Genomic DNA, 16,931 nt, shown 5'->3' on the forward strand with positions numbered 1-16,931 from the left:
ACGCCCCAGGTGGACCGGGGTTTTTTCGCCGCACACGGGAGCCCGCCGGGGGTGCGGCCCGGGGTCAGCCGGCGGTTTCCGACCCGTGCCGGGAGGCATCCGCGCGCCCGTTCAGGCCGGCGCTGTCGAGCAGGGTGGTGGCGGTCGCGAGGGCGAGGCCGTCGAGGCCCCGGCCCTGCATGACGGCCCGGACGCCCGATCCGTCGAAGGCGACGGTGAGTTGGCGTGCGAGGATCTCGGGGTCCGCGGCTCCGCCGCGCTCCGCCTCGTTCCGGAAGAACGCGGTCAGCGCGTCCTTGCAGCGGCGGGCGACCAGGCTCGCGGGGTGATCCGGCGCCTTCAGCTCCGCGGTCACCGCCACGAAGGGGCAGCCGCGGAAGTCCGGGCGGTCGGCGAGTTCTTCGAGTCGCTCGAAGACGTGCAGAATGCGCTCACGCGGCGGCCGGTCGTCGTCGGGGGGCAGCAGGAACGCCTGGTAGGCGGGCGCGCTGCGTTCCAGGCTCGCCGCCAGCACGCCGTCCTTGCTGTCGAAGAGCTGGTACATCGAGCGCTTGGACACCCCGGCCACCCGGCACAGCGCCTCGACGCCGACGCCGACGCCCTCGCGGTAGAAGAGGTCCGCCGCGGCGTCGAGCAGTCGGTCGCGGGTCGAGGAGCCGGCGGTCGCGGTCGAGGTCGCCTGTGTCATACGCCCAGCTTACGTTCTCCGTTTGCGTCATGGAAACCGATCGGTTTACAGTGCGAACGGCACCGGAAACCGATCGGTTTCCTATCGGCCCCAAGAGGAGAAGCTCATGACCAGCATCGAAGGTTCGGTGGCGCTCGTGACGGGCGGCAGCCGCGGTATCGGCAAGACCCTCGTGGAGGCCCTCTACGAACGCGGCGCCAAGAAGGTCTACGCGACCGCCCGCGACCCGCGGACCGTCTCCCACCCCGACGCGGTGCCGCTGGCGCTGGAGGTCACCGACCCGGCGTCGGTCGCGGCCGCCGCCGCGCAGGCCCAGGACGTCACCCTGCTGATCAACAACGCGGGCGCGACGGCCTCCACGTCGTTCCTCGACTCCCCGATCGACGACGTACGGCGCGAGTTCGAGATCAACTTCTTCGGGCCGCTGCTCACCACCCGGGCGTTCGTCCCGGTCCTGGAGCGCAACGGCGGCGGGCACATCCTGACCGTCCACTCGGTGCTGTCGTGGGTCACGGTGCCCGGGGCCGACGGCTACAGCGCCGCGAAGGCCGCCCTGTGGTCCCAGAGCAACGCCCTGCGCCTGGAGCTCCAGCCCCGCGGCATCAAGGTCACCGGACTGCACGTGGGATACGTCGACACCGATCTGACCGCGGGCCTCGACGTGCCCAAGGTCACCGCGCACAGCGTCGCCGAGCAGGCCCTCGACGGGATCGAGACGGACGCCCACGAAGTCCTCGCGGACGCGCTCACCCGCCAGGTCAAGGCCGGGCTCTCCGGCGAGCTGAGCGGCCTGTATCCGCAGCTCGCCGGGCAGTAGAGGCCCGCCGCCGACCTCACCTACGGAGCCGCACGCCCACCGCGGGCCCCGCACGCCAACGCGGGCCGCACGCGCCCCACCGCGGGCCGCACCGCGAAACCCGCCCCACCGCGGCGGGGGCCCGTCGGCGGAGGCACCCCACCCGCCGCCGCGGGTCCCGTCGGCAGACCCCCATCCACCGCCGCGGGTCCCGCCGGCGGAGCCGCCTCGCGATCGGGGCCGTGACAGCGGTTCGACAGGGGGCGCCTGTTGTGACCGGTGCATGATGGATACATGGATCTTCGAGTCTTCACAGAACCGCAGCAAGGTGCGACCTACGAGACGCTGCTCCGCGTCGCCAAGGCCGCCGAAGACCTCCATTACGGAGCCTTCTTCCGTTCTGATCACTATGTGCACATGGGATCCGTCGACGGGCTTCCCGGTCCCACCGACGCCTGGATCACCCTGGCCGGCATCGCCCGCGAGACGAGCCGCATCCGCCTGGGCACCCTGATGACTGCCGGAACCTTTCGCCTCCCCGGCGTCCTCGCCATTCAGGTCGCCCAGGTCGACCAGATGTCGGGCGGCCGCGTGGAACTCGGCCTCGGCGCCGGCTGGTACGAGGCCGAGCACACGGCGTACGGCATCCCGTTCCCGAAGGAGAAGTTCGGCCGCCTGGAGGAGCAACTCGCGGTCGTCACCGGGCTGTGGGGCACGCCGGTCGGCGAACGCTTCACCTTCGACGGAACGTATTACCAGCTCAAGGACTCCCCCGCGCTGCCCAAGCCGGCACAGTCGAAGGTGCCGATCCTGATCGGCGGCCACGGGGCCAGGCGGACTCCGGCGCTCGCGGCGCGCTACGCCGACGAATTCAACATCCCCTTCGCCGGGCTCGCGGACACGGAGCAGCAGTTCGGCCGGGTGCGCGCGGCCCTGCAACAGGCCGGGCGCCAGACCGACGAACTCGTCTACTCCAACGCCCTGGTGGCGTGTGTCGGCCGGAACGACAGCGAGGTGCGGCGTCGGGCCGACGCCATCGGCCGCGATGTCGACGAACTGAAGGCCAACGGACTCGCGGGCTCGCCCGCGGAGGTCGTCGAGCGGATCGCCCGGTATCAGGCGGTCGGTTCACAGCGGATGTACCTCCAGATGCTCGACCTCGACGACCTGGACCAACTGGACTTGATCGCCTCCGAGGTGACGCCTCAGTTGGGCTGAGCGGCGGGGCACGGCGCGCGATCGGCCGGTCCGGTCAGCCGGCCATCCGGCCTCGACCGGCACCGGTTGGACGGCGGGTGCGACGAAGGCGCGGGGCAGGGACCCCGTGGCGGCGGGGACGCGGGCGGCTCCGCGCGCGTCGGGGCTGCGGGCGGGGCCGGAGACCGGCAGGAGAGCGCGTCGAAGCAGCGATCCGTGCCGGAGACCGGCAGGGGTGTGGGTCGAAGCAGCGATCCGCACCGGAGACCGACGCCCGGCGCCGGGGCTGCGGTCGGCGCCGGGCGTCGAAACTGCGGTCGCCTCCGGGGCCAACGGGGGTGCACGTCGAGGCAGCGGTCCATGCCGGAGACCGGCAGAGGTGCCTGCCGGAACAACGGCCACCGCCGGAGCTGACCGAGGTGGACGTCAGGGCTTCGGTCGGCGCCGGGGACTGGCAGGACTGCACGTCGGGGCTGCGGTCCGCGCCGGGGGCGACTGGGGTTCGCTCGGGCGGCGAGGTGAGCGAGGGCCGGCGACGACGGAGCCGCTACCCCGCGGCCGAGTCCCGCTCCACCACGCGTTTCTCGTCCCGCACCGCGAGTCGTCTCAGCATTTCCAGGACGCGGTCCCGGGACTCGTCCGCCGCGTCGATCGCCTCCATGCACTGCCAGTAGGTGCCCTCGTCGTCCGCCGCGCAGGCGATGCCGACCAGGGCTATCCCGACCTCCGCCAGGAGGCCGCCGAGGCAGAGCAGGGCCTCGCGCGCGTCGCCCAGCTCCGTGAGCTGGGCGGCCCGTAAGGCGCCGACGCCGAGGGCGTGATCCCCGAGCACTCCGCAGCCGCGACCCGCCAGCTCGGTCAACCCGAGTGCCTCACCCCGGAGTTCAGGCGGCCCGGACACGGCGAGGCGGCTGCCGATCGCCTGCGCCAGGGAGTGCGCCTGCCACGCTTCGGCCATTACCTCCGGAGTGTCACCGCTCTCCGCCAGGGCACGTCTGCTCGCCACGATGAGCCGCATAGCTTCCATGCGCTGCCCCCGTCTGTCCGACGCGCTCTCGCACGTCCGCCCGAACTCCCTTGTTCACTACCCAGAGTGAAGTCCCTTGAGACGAAAAGCCAGAGGAAGCCCGAAATCTGTGGACACGGAATCGCATCGGACCGACGAGACGGCTACGGAGAGTAACAGATTCCTCTTTTCGCCTCGCGTCACGGTCGTACGGCGTCGTACGGTCAGGGGTTCTCCGGCGCCGGGCCGGCGGGTCCCCCGGCGCGGGGAAGCCCGCCCGCCAGGAGATCTCCGGTACGGGGAGGGGCCGGCCAAGGGCGCCCCGCTGCACGCAAGGCCCTTCAAGGGGCGCCCCGTCGCGGGGAGTCCGTCAGGAACTCCCCGGCGCCGGGAACCTCCGCTCGTTCCGGTCGATCTTCGCGTCGAGGGCCGCGAGCGGGTCGATGCCCAGCACCTCGCAGAACTGGAGCAGATACGCGAGGACGTCCGCGACCTCGTCGGTCACACGGTGCGCGGTGTCCTTGTCGTCCATGACGCGGGCCGACTCCTCCGGCGTCAACCACTGGAAGATCTCGACGAGTTCGGACGCCTCCACGCTCAGGGCGGCGACCAGGTTCTTGGGGGTGTGGTACGGCTGCCAGTTCCGCGCGGCCGCGAACTCGGCCAGTCTGCGCTGCAGCGTCGCTACGTCCAGTTCACTCACGTCGTCAGGTCTACCACCGTGGTCCCCGCCACCCCGAACGCGTGAGCCCCGTCGGCCAGCGCGCCCATCAGCCGGATGTGCCCGCGCTCGCACATCCGCGCTGCCAGCCGCACCAGTTCCCCGCTCTGCCGGGCGTCCGTCCCGCGGTCGAGACCGTCGGCCAGGACCGTCAGCGACTGGAACGCGGCCGGGACCTCGCCCGCCGGGTCGACCTCCAGGACGCCCGGTCCGGTGAGCAGCACCAGAGCCAGCGCGAGATACCTCAACTCGCCGTCCCCGAGCAGCCCGAGCGGCGTACGGACGCCGTCCCCGCGGTCGAGGAGCGCGCGGACGGTGCCGTCGCCCAGGATCTCGGCCAGGACGTCGGTGACCGTGCCCGCGCAGCCGGCGCGGACCGCGGTGACCAGGTGGGCGTAGCGGTGGCCGCACTCCGACCGGGTGCGCCACAGGACTTCGGCGAGGTTGCCGCAGTCGCGCAGGAGCCGTCCGGAGCCCAGCGGCACGGGGGCCCGCATCGAGTCCGGGCTCGGGTCGCAGACGTAGACGGAGCGCAGCGCGAGGACCATCTGCTCGGCGGCGGCCAGGACTTGGCACTCTCCGGCGGTGCGGCCCGCGACGCGCAGGGGGAGCAGCGCGGTGCCGAGGCGGTCGTCGGGGAGCGGGACCCGGGTCACCGCGGAGGAACCCCCGGTGTACCAGGCCGCCTGGACGGACGGGCGGCCCGGGTCGCGCAGCGCCGTCTCCAGCAGGGTCTGCCCGCCCGCCGACAACCGCTCGCCCACGATGCGCAGTTCGGGTTCGGCCTGGACGGCGACATCGAGCCGGACCGGGCCTTCGGGTCCGTCCACCGTGCAGCCGATGCGGAAGCCGCGGCGGTGCTGGGCGTCGGGCCGGGACCGTTCGGGAACACAGGCGGCCGGGTCCGGGAACACCTCCCGGAGCCCGGCACCGGCACCCAGCCGGGCCAGCGCCTCGTAGGCCCGCAGGACGGCCGTCTTGCCGCTGCCGCTGGGGCCGGTGACCAGGGTGAGCGGTCCGAGCGGGAACCGGACGCGGCGATGGGCGGCGAAGGCGGCGAGCCGCAGCTCGGTGACGCCCGGACGGACGGGGCGCGCTTCCGCCGCCGTGGGAGCTTCCGGCGAGGACAGAGTCATATGCGGACGGTAAGCGTCCACGGCGAGGCGAACCGTTACACCCGGGGGACCTTCCTACGATCGGGGGACGGAACCGCCCGATCCCGGGACCGGGAGCCCCTGGAATCCCCGCACGGGAGCTCCGCCGACCCGTGACCGCAAGGCCCCGCGCATCCCCGCACGGGAGCTCCGCACCCCGAACCGCCCCGCGAGGTCAGAGTCCGGGAACGCCGACCCCCTCCATCAGCCCCCGCACCTCGGTCCCCGGGGGCGTCAGCAGGAACACGTTCCGGTCGACCCGGTGCATGCCGCTCGCCAGACCGAAGACCACGCCCGTACTGAAGTCCAGGACCCGCTTGGCGACCTCGGTCTCCGCGCCGGTCAGATCGAGGAGGACGGGGGTGCCGGACATCAGCGTCTCGGCGACGTCGCGCGCGTCCGCGAAGACGTTGACCCGCAGGACGACGAAGCGGCGCCGTGTCTCGGTCTCGGCCTCGGGGATCGACCGGTGGCGGACCGCCGAGGGCCAGGCGTCCCGGCCGCGCAGCGGAACGACCTGGGCGAGCCCTTCCCACTGTTCATCGGTGACGTCGTGGCCGGTCATCGATCCACCCCGTCCTGGCTCCCACTCGTTGTCTGCACCGGGCAATTCTTACGCATGGTCACCCGTTCGGCCCAACAGCGACACGGTCCGCGACCCGGACGGGGAGACGGCGCGTGCGGCAAGCTACGCATATACGCCCATATCCATCACGCCGCACAGCAATCGAGGCCCCCCATGAGCCTGAGCATCCGCAATCAACTCCCGGGCACCGTCACATCCGTCACCCCCGGTGAGGTGATGGCGACGGTGAAGGTCCGGCTCGACGCCGGACAGGAGATCACCGCGGCCGTCACCGTGGAGGCCGTACAGGAACTCGGCCTGACGTCCGGTTCCGCGGTACGGACCCTGTTCAAGTCGACGGAGGTCTCCCTCGCGACCGGTCCGGTGAACGGGCTGAGCATCCGCAACCAACTGCCGGGCACGGTCACCGACGTCGTCTCCGGCGGCGCCATGGCGCGCGTCAAGGTCCAGGTCGCGGGCGGCGAACTGACCTCCGCGATCACCAAGGACGCGGTCTCCGAACTGGGCCTTTCGCCGGGTTCCGAGGTCGTCGCGCTCATCAAGTCCACCGAGGTGTCGCTGTCCAACGCCTGAGGTGTCCCTGTCCAGGGACCGACATGCCAAACCGGCGCGGGGCATGCTCTTACTCGCCTCACACCGGACTCTTCACGTCCTGTCGCGCCCGGCTCACCTGCGGGAATTAGCGTCTTACGGCGTGTACTCGGCAGAAATCAAGCCGGCGCCCACCCGCCGGCAGGCCCCTTCGAAGGCCTCGCCCGGCGGACTCCTCGCGCAGTGGAACCCGGACGAGGCGCCCGCGCAGTGGCACCGTGTCCTGACCCTCCTGGCCGACATCAGCCTCTTCATCGGTACGCGCCCGCTGTGGGCGCAGGCCGCGAGCCACCGGCTCGTCGTGGCCGCCATCGTCTCGCTCTGCTACGCCTCGATCCTGGCGACGGGCGTACTGACCCTCGTCGTGCGCCGGGGCCGCTCGCTGGCGCGGCTCGACCTCGTCGTCCTCGTGACCGCGATCACGCTCGTCGCGTGCGGGCTGGTCATGAACCACCAGGGCAGCGACGAGTCGGTCCTCACCACCCGGGCCGCCCACGAGTTCCTCGCCGGCCATCAGGTCTACGACCGTCCGTGGCCCTGGCTCTTCGGCCACGGCGTCGCCCTCACCGCGACGATGAACGGCGGCTACGACTACACGTACGGCTATCCACCGCTCGCGCTGATGCTCACCGCGCCGCTGCTGTGGATCGGGCACGGTTCGACCCCCGCGACGATGGTCGGCACCGGGGCCCTGATCACGGGCGCGATCGTCATGTGGCGGATGCTGCCGGTGCCGTGGCGTTCCGCCGCGACGCTGGCCTGCCTCGGCTTCGGTCTGCTGCCGACGTACGCGCGGCTCGGCTATCCGGCGATCCTCGCCTGCGCCCTGCTCATCCCGGTGGTGGTGGGCTGGCCACGGATGGGCGGCGGCGGCCGGGGCGACATCGCGCGGGCGATCTGCCTCGGGGCGGCCTGTGCGGCACAGCAACTCCCCTGGTTCCTGGCACCGTTCCTGCTGGCCGGGGTGTACGCGCTGCGCCGCGGGGACCTGGGCGCCCGCGCGGCGGCGGTCGCGGTGGGGCGGATCATCGGCGTCGCCGCCGCCACATGGCTGCTGATCAACGCGTACTTCATCGTGAGCGAGCCGCGCGCCTGGCTCTCCGGGATCGCGCTGCCGCTCACCCAGGACGCGGACATCCACGGGCAGGGCCTGGTCGGCATCTCGCTCTACTTCACCGACGGCAGCGACCGCCTCGCCTGGTACGCGCACGCCAGCCTGCTGCTGGCGGCGGGTCTGCTGGCGCTGTTCGTGCTGTTCGTACGACGGCTCGGACCGGCGGCGACCGTGCTGCCCTGGTGCGCGTTCTACGTGGCCACCCGTTCGCAGGACGGCTACTACCTGCTGATGACGCCCCTGTGGGTGGCCGCCGCCATCACCGCGCCCTGGCAGGCCTTCCGGACCGCGTGGCAGCCCCGGCCCGCCTTCCTGCGCGGCCTGCACCGGCGCGGGGGCCAGGTGGCCGCGGTCGCCCTGTTGCTGGCCCCGACCGCGGCGGCGGTGAGCCTGGCGGCCACCGGGTCACCGCCGCTGCGCATGCAGGTCGTCGACGTGCGCCGCACCGGCCTCACGGTGACCGGACTCAGTATCGGCGTCGTCAATCTGGGCGACGCGGCCCTGAGTCCGCACTTCACGGTGACCACGGGCCAGGGCATGAGCCGCTACTGGTCGGTGACGTCCGGGCCGGCCACGCTGGCCGGTCATGCCTTCAGCCGCTACGAACTCCGGCCCCCGGACGGCAAGTTCCACCTCCCGCGAGCCGGCGTACGCATACGTCTGCGCGCCGTCTCGGCGTCGCCGATGACGCTGTCGAGCACGGACCTCCACCTGACGACGATCCAGCCCTGAGCACTCCGCCGTCTCCGCCTGGCCGGCCGGTCACCCGCTGCCCGGGCGGGGACGGGTGGATCGGCGCCCGCACCTGTTCAGCGGGTACGGATACATGCTGGAATACCCCGTCGCCCCGCTGTGCGCGGACGCGCGCATCACCCGGCTCCGCGCCGGGACCAGCGAGGTCGTGAAGGTCATCATCGCCAAATCCCCGGGACTGTGATGCCGATGTCGGAACCAACGGATTTCACGGGTCGGAAAGGTGTCGCCTTCGTCGCGGGCGGCACCGGCGGTATCGGCGCGGCGATCGTGCGGCTGCTCGCCGAGCGGGGCAGCGACGTGGCGTTCACCTATCGCAACAGCGAGGCGGCAGCCGACGCGCTCGCCGCGGCGCTCACGGAGGAGTTCGCGGGGCAGGGTCGCCAAGTGACGCCCCTGCGGCTCGACTTGACCGAGGAGGAGGCCGTGGCCGCCGCCGTGTCCGGGACGGCCGCGGCGCTCGGCGGACTGCACACCCTCGTGTACGCGGCGGGTCCGCATGTGCCGATGACGCACCTGAGCGGGGTCGCACCGAGCCGGTTCCGCGCCCAACTCGACGCGGACGCCGGGGCGTTCTTCAATCTGGTGCATCCCGCCCTGCCCCTGCTGCGGGAGAGCCGGGGCAGTGTCGTCGCCGTCACCACCGTGGCCACCCGCCGCTTCCCCGTCCGCGACGGGCTCTCCTCCGGCCCCAAGGGCGCGGTCGAGGCGATCGCCCGTGCCCTGGCCGCCGAGGAGGGGCGTTACGGCGTCCGGGTGAACTGCGTCGGACCCGGCATGCTGACCGACGGCATCGCCGCCCGTCTGATCGACTCCGGCGAACTCGACGACACCGCACTGGAGATCACCCGCCGCAACACCCCGCTGCGCCGCTTCGGCACCGCGAAGGATGTAGCCGAGGCCGTCGCGTTCCTGGCCTCTGACCGCGCGGGCTTCATCACCGGGCAGGCGCTGGGGGTGGACGGGGGGTACAGCGTGTAGGGCACGCCCGACCGGCCGTACCGGCGGAGTCCGGCCGAAGAGCCGTACGTATGACCGGGGTTGCCGGGCCCGGCGTACCGGCCGGCCCTTTCCGGCCCCCGTACCAACCAGGCCTGTCCGACCCGCCGTACCAGCCGGGCGGGCTGTCCGGCCCGCCCTACCCGGCCAGGCGGCCTCTCCCGCCCGTCCCACGGCCGGATCCGCCCCCGCTCACCGTCCTGCTCGCGGGCTGTCCCGCGTGGGCCGTCCCGCGTTCACCGGGTCGCCGGGGCCGACCCGATCTCGACCACGCGCGCCCAGGCGGGCGGCGCGTCGGGCACGTAGTCGGGATCGTCCTCGTCGTAGGAGTCGTCCGATCCCCCGCGGGGGAAGAGGCCCACGACCGTACGGCACGGGGGTCGCGTTTCCGGCCAGGGAGTCTGCCCGTCGGTGAGGACCACGACGACATCGGGGCGCGGCCGGGCCCGTAGCGCCGCGGTGAATCCCGAGCGCAGGTCCGTACCGCCACCGCCCAGGAGCGCAATGCCCTCGGCACGGCACAGGGGGTGCGCGATCCCGGCCGCCGAGTCGCACGACACCACGGTGATCAGGTCGCGGCGGCCGCCCACGGCACGGGAGATGGCGGAGACCTCCAGAAGCGCGCTGCCCAGTTCCGCGTCGCTGACGGACCCGGAGGTGTCGATGACCACCGAGACCCGGGGCGGTCTGCGGCGCAGGCTCGGCAGGACCACGCCGGGCACACCGGCCGAGCGCCGCGACGGCCGGCCGTAGGTGTAGTCCTCGCCCGCCCCGGGACCCGAGGCCGCGGAGCGGACGGCCGCCCCCAGCAACTCCCGCCACGGCTGGGGCTGCTGGAAGGCCTCCTCCGCCCACCGCTGCCATCCCGCCGGGTTCTTCCCGGGGCGTGCCTTGATGCCCTGCGCGACCCGGAACCGGACCGCGTCGCGTTCCTGCGCGCTGAGACCGTGCGCGCCGTCCGGACCGAGGTCCCACTCCCGTTCGCGTCCGTCGGCGCCGCTGCCGCAGTCCAGCCAGGCCAGGCTCTGGGTACGCGGCCCCAGTCGGAACTGGCGGAGGTAGTCCTCCATGAGCTCGCCCGGGGGCAGGTGCAGGAGTTGCGGCGTGACGGCGCCCTCGGGCCGGACGAGCCCTTCGCCGAACGCGTCGTCGTTGATCTCGCAGTCGGCGGCGATGTTCATCCGCAGCCGTTCCCCCGGGCCGGTGAGTCCGCGTTCGCGGGCGACCCGTTCGCTGCGGCCGTGGTGGTCGCGCAGCAGGTGCGACACCTCGTGCACCCAGACGCCGGCCAGGTCCTCCACGGGCATGCGGTCCACGAACCCCGGCGAGACGTAGCACCGCCAGTGCCGGTCGACGGCCATCGTCGGCACCCACCGGGACTCGACGGTGTGCAGCGCGAACAGCGCCGTCGCCAGGTAGGGGCGGACCCGCGCCGCGTGCAGGCGGGCGGCATACAGCTTTTCGAGGTCCAGGACCCCCGGCTCGTCCGCCGTCATCGTCCCGCCTTGGTGTCGACCGCGATGCGGGCCGCGGCGTCGTCCGCGCGCCGGGACAGCTTCACCGCTCCGGCCAGCCGCTCGATGGACGCGGGAACGTCCCAGTCCTCCTGGCGCAGCGTCGCGAGCGTGGTCGCGGGTACGACCACCAGGTCCGGGGCGCCGGTGTCCAGCGCCCGGACGAGCAGGGCCCAGGCGGCGTCCCAGCGGGCCTTCTCGGGCCGCTTGCGGACCGCGGCGACCACGCCGTCGAGGACGGCCTGGCGCAGATCTCCCCGCTCGGGCAGGGCGGCGCCCGCAGGGTCGGCGAGCAAGGTCTCGGGGTCGGGCAGGTCCATCCGGTCCACACTCGCCAGCAGTTCCAGTCCCGGTCCGTCCCCCACCGCGCCTCTGACCAGCAGAGAGAGCACTTCCCGGGAGGATCCGGCGGCGGTCGCGAAGGCGATCAGGTTCCGGGTCGTCTCCCAGCTCCGGGGGGAGGGCCAGGCGCTGCCCCGGCGGGTCTCGCCGCTGGGCAGCCGGTGAACGAGTCCGGGGCGGGCGGCGAGGAGTCCGCACACCGCGCGGCGGGCGAAGTCCACGGCCTCCGGCAGTTTCCGTGGGTCGAGTCGTGGCAGGGTCGCGCGCGGCCAGGTGCCGCCGAGCCCGCGTACGACGACCTCGTGGTCGTGGGCCCACTGGAGGTGGACGAACCGGTTGGCGAGCGGCGGGCTCAGTTCCCAGCCGTCGGCCGCGGAGGAGCGCGGGTTCGCGGCGGCCACGATCCGTACGCCGGGCGGCAGTTGGAGGGTGCCGATGCGCCGCTCCAGGACGAGACGGAGCAGGGCTGCCTGAACTGCCGGGGGTGCGGTGGACAGTTCGTCCAGGAACAGCAGGCCCCGGCCGACGCGTACGAGTCGCACCGCCCACTCCGGCGGGGCCATGGGCACGCCCTGTTCGGCGGGATCGTCACCGAGGACGGGCAGCCCGGAGAAGTCGGACGGCTCGTGGACGCTGGCGATGACCGTGGTCAGCGGCAGGTCCAGGGCCTCGGCGAGCTGGGTCAGGGCCGCGGTCTTGCCGATGCCCGGCTCACCCCACAGGAGTACGGGCAGATCAGCGGCGACGGCGAGCGTGAGGGCCTCCAGTTGACTGTCGGGACGCGATTCGGTGCGGGTGTCGCGGAGCAGGGCCAACAGCGAGTCGGCGACGTCGAGTTGGGTGGCCTGGGCCGGGTCGACGAGGGCATCGGGCTCGGCGAACGGGGTGCGCGTGGGCATGTTTGATCACCTTTGGGTTTCGTGGTGGGGCCGCTTGGGCGCCGGGGCGTGGACCCCCGGAGCGGTCAACTGTCTTTCACTGAGTGGTTGATGAGCTGCCGGCGGTCGGCGCCGCACGAACGGCCGGCGGTCGCCAACGGGGAGTGGTTACGAGGTGCCAGTGGTCGGCAAGCGGTCAGCCGCGGGCAACCGGCCGGTGGTCGGTCTACGAGGTGCCAGTGGTCGGCAACGGCCAGTGGTCCACGTGCGGTCAGCGGCCGGTCGTGCCACGCGGGCGGGAACGGTGGTCGCGGGGGCGGGCGGGCCCCGGGCGAAGGCGGTCGGGTCCGGGACCGGTCAGGCCCGCCCTGAACAGTCCGTAGGTGACGCGGCGCAGCGCGGCCGCCTGGAGCTCGTCCCGCAGGTCGCCGCTGCGCAGCACCGCTTCGGGGCCGAGCAGCCCCTCGACGACGGCCAGCGCACCGGCGGTGTCGCCGTGGCGCAGGCGTTCACGGACTCCGGAGAGGCAGTGCGGACGCCGGTGCGCCTCGTCGATGGCCTGGAGGCAGGGAAGCGGTGTGCCGGTCAGTGCGACCAGCAGTTCTTCACGGCGGATCTCGGCCGGGTCGTGGTCGAGCGGCGCGAGCACGCCGTCGACCAGGCCGATCCGATGCCGGGCGCCCCGGCACTCCACCATGCGCGGCTGTCCCGCCCGGTCCGCGATCCCGGTGGACGCGCCCGGGAGCCGGTCCGGCACGAGCGCCGAGGCGACCAGCGGATGCAGCCGCTCCGCCTCGATCGCGCCGGCGCGGATCAGGGCCAGGTCGGGCAGCACCCAGGTCGCCGCGTCGGGCAGGGCCGGTACCGCCAGGACGCTGCCGTCGGCGGGCGCGGCGGCGGTCCGCAGGGTGGGCGGCTCGACGCGTGCCGGGTCCGTGACCAGCTCCAGCAGCAGCCACCGCCCGGTCCCGAGCCGCACGGTGACGGTGCCGGCCGTCAGCCCCTCGTCCTGGAGCAGAATCGCCGCCTCGGCCGCCCACCGGCCGACGGCGCAGCCGAGGTCCCACGGAACCGGTTCCGGTGGATCCGCGTCCCCCGAACGGGTGTCGCCCGTGGGCAGGTCGGCACCGGAACGGACCCGCAGTTCATCGGTTCTGCGCGTGTCCCACAGGTGGCGGTGCAGGTCGAGGCGGTGTCGTCGGCTTGGGCGGGGGTGCGGATGGCGGCGGACTCCGGCATCGCAGGTGAACCGGTCGCGGGATCCGCCGTGGGTTCCGTCCCAGAGCGCGAGGCTGATCCGCTGACCGCCGTCGGCCCAGGCCGGTGGCGTGCGGACCACGAGGTGAACCGGGTGGACGCCGTCGCGCCCGGCACGGTCGTATCGAGCCAGTGTGAGGGTGAGGCCGGGACGCAGCAGCCCGTCGGGCGCGACTCTCGGCATGTGCCAGCGCAGCAGGTCGGGAGCCAGATGGCGTAGATCGGCACGGACTCGGGAGACCAGTTCGCGACCGTGCGTGCGTGCCAGGGAGCGCAGATCGAGGTCGATGTCGAGGCCTGCGGCGGTGCACGCACCGGCCCAGTCCCCGGAAAGGCGGCGGGCGGTCGCGGTCTCGATCATGGTGGGCGGCACGGCGAAGTCACGCACGCGCGGCCAGAAGGAGAGGAGGGAATCCTCGTACGCGGTTCGAGTGAGCATCAGCACTCACCTTGCGCGGACGGGTCCCCCGATCTGATTTCAGAGGGAGTCATCATCGCGGGGAGCATAGCCCGAGGTTGGCGATCTGTCAGGTGCAATCCGTTGGGGACGGATCCGGCGACCGTGGCACGCACGTGGCCGTCGGACAACGCGTCGAGCGCCTCGGGCAGGGGTACGCGCGGCAGGCGCACGCCGGCACCCGACCTGACCATCAACTCGCCTACTCGATTGGCGGGTTGGGGCTCTCCGGCGAAAAGATTCCGTGGGCCTGATACGCCCGACACCCCCGCCATCGCGCTGACCCTGTCGGCGGGGCGGCCGGGTCAGCGCGACAGCGGGGGCGGCGATGGGCAGCGGCGGCAGGGGGACGGGGCAACCGGGCGGTCTCGGGGTGCCGTTCCGGCCGTCGGCCGGAACGGGCCCATGACCATCGGGTTGTCGGACCGGCCCTGCCCGTCGGCCGGTCGTCAGGCCGGGCTCCTGGACATGGGGCCCGCCTCCGGTCCGTCGATCGAGCCGGTCAGGTGCGGGGTGCCGTCGTCGTCGAGGAACTCGACCACCGCCAGGGCCAGCAGGGCCAGCACGGCGATCCAGATCGTGACGACGGCCGTGGGGTAGCTCCAGACCAGCAGGATGACGACGGCGACCACGACAACGGTCCAGTTCAGCCACTTCTTGACGCGGTGCACCCACGCTCCGACCGCTCCGAGGTCGAACCCCGTCGCCGTACGCACGGCACCGATGCCGCCGGTCCAGCCGGCGAGGACCCGCTTGGCCGCCCGGCCGCTGCCGGTCAGCCAGGCCGCCAGCGCCACGATGACGCCGAGGGTGATCACCATGCGTACCGAGGCCCGCAGGTAGCGCACCAGGGTGTCGAAGACCGACCCCGCCGCGGCCTGGGACGCGTCCGCCGGAAGGCCGTCGAGATAGATCGACCGGAAGATCCAGAGCGCGATGCCGAGGACGGCGGCCCCTGCTGCCACGAGGAGCGCCGCGGTGACGAGCGCACGGCGCCTGCGTACGGCGAGCAGGACACCGCCGGCCGCCATCAGGAGGGTCAGCACAGGCAGCCAGAATCCGACGATCTCGAGCAGCCGGTAGATCTTCTTGGCCTTGCCGATGGACTTGGAGGTCATCACCGTGAAGTTGGTGTGCACCTCGGGGATCTTCGCGGCGACGGCGAGTCCCTGGTTGACGAGCGACTGCTTGACCTGGTCGATGACGGGGGCGAGGTCGATGACGACGGCGTCGTTGGTGAGCTTCACCGCTCCCCCGCCGCTTCCGGTCAACGCCTTGTCGACGGTGGCGTGGGCCTTCCTGTTCAGCTCGGTCCACAGGGTGGCGAACGCGTCACTGCTGACGAACTTCAGCGCCACGGTGTGCACGAAGTCGGTGAGACCACTGGTGATCGGGCCGCTCAGCGGGCCCAGGGCCTTGGTCAGACGGGGCCGGTCGGCCGGGGCGACCGACTCGAGCAGCGTCTGGACGTCGACGTGCTGCATCACCGCTTTGGTCACTCGGTTCGCGACGGCGTTCTGGACGTCCGGGTCGGAGGCGAGCGGCTTCATGGTGGCCACGTACCGATCGGTGTTCCCGATCAGGTCGCTCGTCCAGGCCGACACGGCGCTCAGCGGGGTGAGCAGGGCCGCGAGGAGGATCAGCACGACCGCGAAGAACGAGCGGACGCGGTGATGCTCGGCCCTCGGCCGGCGCTGCTCCAACTCGGCGACCCGGGCCCGCAGGTCGGCGATCTCGCGCGCGTCGCCGCCGCTCGCGCCGCCGCTCACTTCTCCGGCGCTCACGTCGCCTCCGGATCTCTGATCGTGTCTGCCCGCGTCCGGTCGGTCACGTCATCCATCGCGTGTCTCGTTCCGCTCGGTCGGTCCAGTTCGTTGGGTTCCACGGCATACGACAGCCCCCTTCTCGGCGGCGCTCGTTCGGCGACGGGATGAAAGGGGGGCGTCAGCGCGGCTGACGGGCATCGGGCCGGTACGTGGCCAGTGCCCAGATGATGAAGACGTCGATGGCGATGAGGATGACCGACCAGATCGGCGCGTACGGCAGGAACATGAACTGGAAGAGCATGCTCAGCGAGGCCAGCGCGATGCCGGTGATCCGGGCCCACCCGGCGTCCTTGAGGATTCCCCATCCGGCAACGGCGGCGATCGCGCCGAGTATCAGCAGGATCCAGCCCCAGCCGGTGAGGTTGATGCGGTAGACGTAGTCGTTGACGCGCGCGTACACATCGTCCTTGGCGATCGCGGAGATGCCCTCGAGGATGTTGAGGCCGCCGTTCACCAGCAGGAGGACACCGGCGAAGGTGGTACCGCCGGCCGCCCAGGCGCCGCCTCCCGTGGGCGGCGGCCCCATGCCTCCCGCGGCGGGCGCGGCCCCGGACCACTGGTCTCCCCACAGCGGCATGTCGCCGCCGCTCGGCTGGGATCCCGTGCCACCACCGGGCGGAGGGCTCGGAGGCTTCGAAGAATCCTGGCTCATGTTCGACCACCTCGATGCGCTGTCGGCCGCTGGCCGTCCCCGTGCCGGAAGCATCGGGGAGTTCGAGCGTCCGCCCACTGCACCCTCCCCCGCCACGGGGGTTGCACCGATCGGGTGACGGCCGACTGTCGTCCGCCCGCCGTCACGGAGCCGCCGGCCGGGCGCACGGGCTGCCGGTCACAGAGCCATCGGTCGGGCGCACGGGCTGCCGGTCACAGAGCCGTCGGCCGGGTACACCGGCTGCCGGTCGCGGGGCTGCCGGTGGCGCAGAGCTGCCGACCGCACACGCCCGAACCCGAACGACAGCCGCCGAGCACGCAGGCCGAGCGACGGACTCGGGATCAGCTTCTCGGCGGCAACCGGCTTCGGTGCGGCGGCCGGCCGCTCGGCAGCACCGGGG

Annotated in this window: 15 protein-coding genes and 1 pseudogene; 6 read left to right on the plus strand and 10 right to left on the minus strand. The window is 72.6% G+C overall.

What is annotated here, in order from left to right:
- Positions 1–64: 64 nt before the first annotated feature.
- Positions 65–688: a TetR/AcrR family transcriptional regulator gene (locus tag ACIQRL_RS15305; protein ID WP_401331678.1), complete on the minus strand. Its 624-nt coding sequence runs from the start codon at positions 686–688 to the stop codon at positions 65–67.
- A 106-nt stretch (positions 689–794) separates the two neighbouring features.
- On the opposite strand from ACIQRL_RS15305, the gene ACIQRL_RS15310 reads away from it, so the two are divergent.
- Together ACIQRL_RS15310 and ACIQRL_RS15315 are read left to right on the plus strand one after the other, a co-directional pair.
- Positions 795–1,505 (plus strand): SDR family oxidoreductase, encoded by a 711-nt coding sequence (locus ACIQRL_RS15310; protein WP_401331679.1) that lies wholly within the window; start codon positions 795–797, stop codon positions 1,503–1,505.
- A gap of 273 nt (positions 1,506–1,778) precedes the next feature.
- Positions 1,779–2,702, plus strand: coding sequence for an LLM class F420-dependent oxidoreductase (locus ACIQRL_RS15315; protein ID WP_401331680.1), 924 nt, complete (start codon positions 1,779–1,781; stop codon positions 2,700–2,702).
- Between the two features lie 526 nt (positions 2,703–3,228).
- Here the strand turns inward: ACIQRL_RS15315 and ACIQRL_RS15320 are convergent.
- The 4 genes from ACIQRL_RS15320 to ACIQRL_RS15335 form a co-directional block, all read right to left on the minus strand.
- Positions 3,229–3,708 carry a DUF6099 family protein gene (locus tag ACIQRL_RS15320; RefSeq protein WP_401331681.1) on the minus strand — a complete coding sequence of 160 codons (480 nt, stop codon included), beginning with the start codon at positions 3,706–3,708 and terminating at the stop codon, positions 3,229–3,231.
- Between the two features lie 349 nt (positions 3,709–4,057).
- Positions 4,058–4,390, minus strand: coding sequence for a nucleotide pyrophosphohydrolase (locus ACIQRL_RS15325; RefSeq protein WP_401331682.1), 333 nt, complete (start codon positions 4,388–4,390; stop codon positions 4,058–4,060).
- Positions 4,387–5,544: an AAA family ATPase gene (locus ACIQRL_RS15330; protein ID WP_401331683.1), complete on the minus strand. Its 1,158-nt coding sequence runs from the start codon at positions 5,542–5,544 to the stop codon at positions 4,387–4,389. Before ACIQRL_RS15330 ends, ACIQRL_RS15325 begins: the two co-directional genes overlap by 4 nt.
- 193 nt (positions 5,545–5,737) lie before the next feature.
- Positions 5,738–6,127, minus strand: a complete 390-nt coding sequence (locus ACIQRL_RS15335; RefSeq protein ID WP_401331684.1) for a cell division protein SepF — start codon at positions 6,125–6,127, stop codon at positions 5,738–5,740.
- 174 nt (positions 6,128–6,301) lie between these two features.
- Between ACIQRL_RS15335 and ACIQRL_RS15340 the strand changes: the two genes are divergently transcribed.
- The 4 genes and pseudogenes from ACIQRL_RS15340 to ACIQRL_RS15355 all read left to right on the plus strand — a co-directional run bounded on the left by ACIQRL_RS15340 (position 6,302) and on the right by ACIQRL_RS15355 (position 9,587).
- Positions 6,302–6,721: a molybdopterin-binding protein gene (locus ACIQRL_RS15340; RefSeq protein ID WP_401331685.1), complete on the plus strand. Its 420-nt coding sequence runs from the start codon at positions 6,302–6,304 to the stop codon at positions 6,719–6,721.
- A gap of 121 nt (positions 6,722–6,842) precedes the next feature.
- Positions 6,843–8,585 (plus strand): hypothetical protein, encoded by a 1,743-nt coding sequence (locus ACIQRL_RS15345; protein WP_401331686.1) that lies wholly within the window; start codon positions 6,843–6,845, stop codon positions 8,583–8,585.
- Between the two features lie 73 nt (positions 8,586–8,658).
- Positions 8,659–8,790: pseudogene (locus ACIQRL_RS15350) on the plus strand (acyl-CoA dehydrogenase family protein); the annotation flags it as partial.
- A gap of 5 nt (positions 8,791–8,795) precedes the next feature.
- The gene (locus ACIQRL_RS15355; RefSeq protein ID WP_401331687.1) at positions 8,796–9,587 is read left to right on the plus strand and encodes an SDR family NAD(P)-dependent oxidoreductase; all 792 of its coding nucleotides are present in this window, start codon (positions 8,796–8,798) and stop codon (positions 9,585–9,587) included.
- 254 nt (positions 9,588–9,841) lie between these two features.
- Here the strand turns inward: ACIQRL_RS15355 and ACIQRL_RS15360 are convergent, their stop codons facing one another.
- The 5 genes from ACIQRL_RS15360 to ACIQRL_RS15380 all read right to left on the minus strand — a co-directional run bounded on the left by ACIQRL_RS15360 (position 9,842) and on the right by ACIQRL_RS15380 (position 16,531).
- Entirely contained in the window at positions 9,842–11,101 is a 1,260-nt protein-coding gene (locus ACIQRL_RS15360) for a VWA-like domain-containing protein (protein WP_401331688.1), read from the minus strand.
- Positions 11,098–12,360, minus strand: coding sequence for an AAA family ATPase (locus ACIQRL_RS15365; RefSeq protein ID WP_401331689.1), 1,263 nt, complete (start codon positions 12,358–12,360; stop codon positions 11,098–11,100). The genes ACIQRL_RS15360 and ACIQRL_RS15365 overlap by 4 nt, the downstream gene beginning before the upstream one ends.
- Before the next feature lie 250 nt (positions 12,361–12,610).
- On the minus strand, positions 12,611–14,035 hold the full coding sequence (locus tag ACIQRL_RS15370) for a hypothetical protein (protein WP_401331690.1): 1,425 nt from the start codon (positions 14,033–14,035) through the stop codon (positions 12,611–12,613).
- A 467-nt stretch (positions 14,036–14,502) separates the two neighbouring features.
- Positions 14,503–15,837: a hypothetical protein gene (locus ACIQRL_RS15375; RefSeq protein ID WP_401331691.1), complete on the minus strand. Its 1,335-nt coding sequence runs from the start codon at positions 15,835–15,837 to the stop codon at positions 14,503–14,505.
- Positions 15,838–15,997: 160 nt separating this feature from the next.
- Complete coding sequence (locus tag ACIQRL_RS15380) at positions 15,998–16,531, minus strand: hypothetical protein (protein WP_401331692.1); 534 nt, start codon at positions 16,529–16,531, stop codon at positions 15,998–16,000.
- Between the last annotated feature and the right edge of the window lie 400 nt (positions 16,532–16,931).

Source organism: Streptomyces sp. NPDC091209 (genome assembly GCF_044757755.1).
Taxonomy (GTDB): domain Bacteria; phylum Actinomycetota; class Actinomycetes; order Streptomycetales; family Streptomycetaceae; genus Streptomyces.

Coding starts and splice junctions, on each gene's coding strand:
- ACIQRL_RS15305 (WP_401331678.1), bottom strand. CDS start 688: ATGACACAGGCGACCTCGACCGCGACCGCCGGCTCCTCGACCCGCGAC.
- ACIQRL_RS15310 (WP_401331679.1), top strand. CDS start 795: ATGACCAGCATCGAAGGTTCGGTGGCGCTCGTGACGGGCGGCAGCCGC.
- ACIQRL_RS15315 (WP_401331680.1), top strand. CDS start 1,779: ATGGATCTTCGAGTCTTCACAGAACCGCAGCAAGGTGCGACCTACGAG.
- ACIQRL_RS15320 (WP_401331681.1), bottom strand. CDS start 3,708: ATGGAAGCTATGCGGCTCATCGTGGCGAGCAGACGTGCCCTGGCGGAG.
- ACIQRL_RS15330 (WP_401331683.1), bottom strand. CDS start 5,544: ATGACTCTGTCCTCGCCGGAAGCTCCCACGGCGGCGGAAGCGCGCCCC.
- ACIQRL_RS15335 (WP_401331684.1), bottom strand. CDS start 6,127: ATGACCGGCCACGACGTCACCGATGAACAGTGGGAAGGGCTCGCCCAG.
- ACIQRL_RS15340 (WP_401331685.1), top strand. CDS start 6,302: ATGAGCCTGAGCATCCGCAATCAACTCCCGGGCACCGTCACATCCGTC.
- ACIQRL_RS15355 (WP_401331687.1), top strand. CDS start 8,796: ATGTCGGAACCAACGGATTTCACGGGTCGGAAAGGTGTCGCCTTCGTC.
- ACIQRL_RS15360 (WP_401331688.1), bottom strand. CDS start 11,101: ATGACGGCGGACGAGCCGGGGGTCCTGGACCTCGAAAAGCTGTATGCC.
- ACIQRL_RS15365 (WP_401331689.1), bottom strand. CDS start 12,360: ATGCCCACGCGCACCCCGTTCGCCGAGCCCGATGCCCTCGTCGACCCG.
- ACIQRL_RS15370 (WP_401331690.1), bottom strand. CDS start 14,035: ATGCTCACTCGAACCGCGTACGAGGATTCCCTCCTCTCCTTCTGGCCG.
- ACIQRL_RS15380 (WP_401331692.1), bottom strand. CDS start 16,531: ATGAGCCAGGATTCTTCGAAGCCTCCGAGCCCTCCGCCCGGTGGTGGC.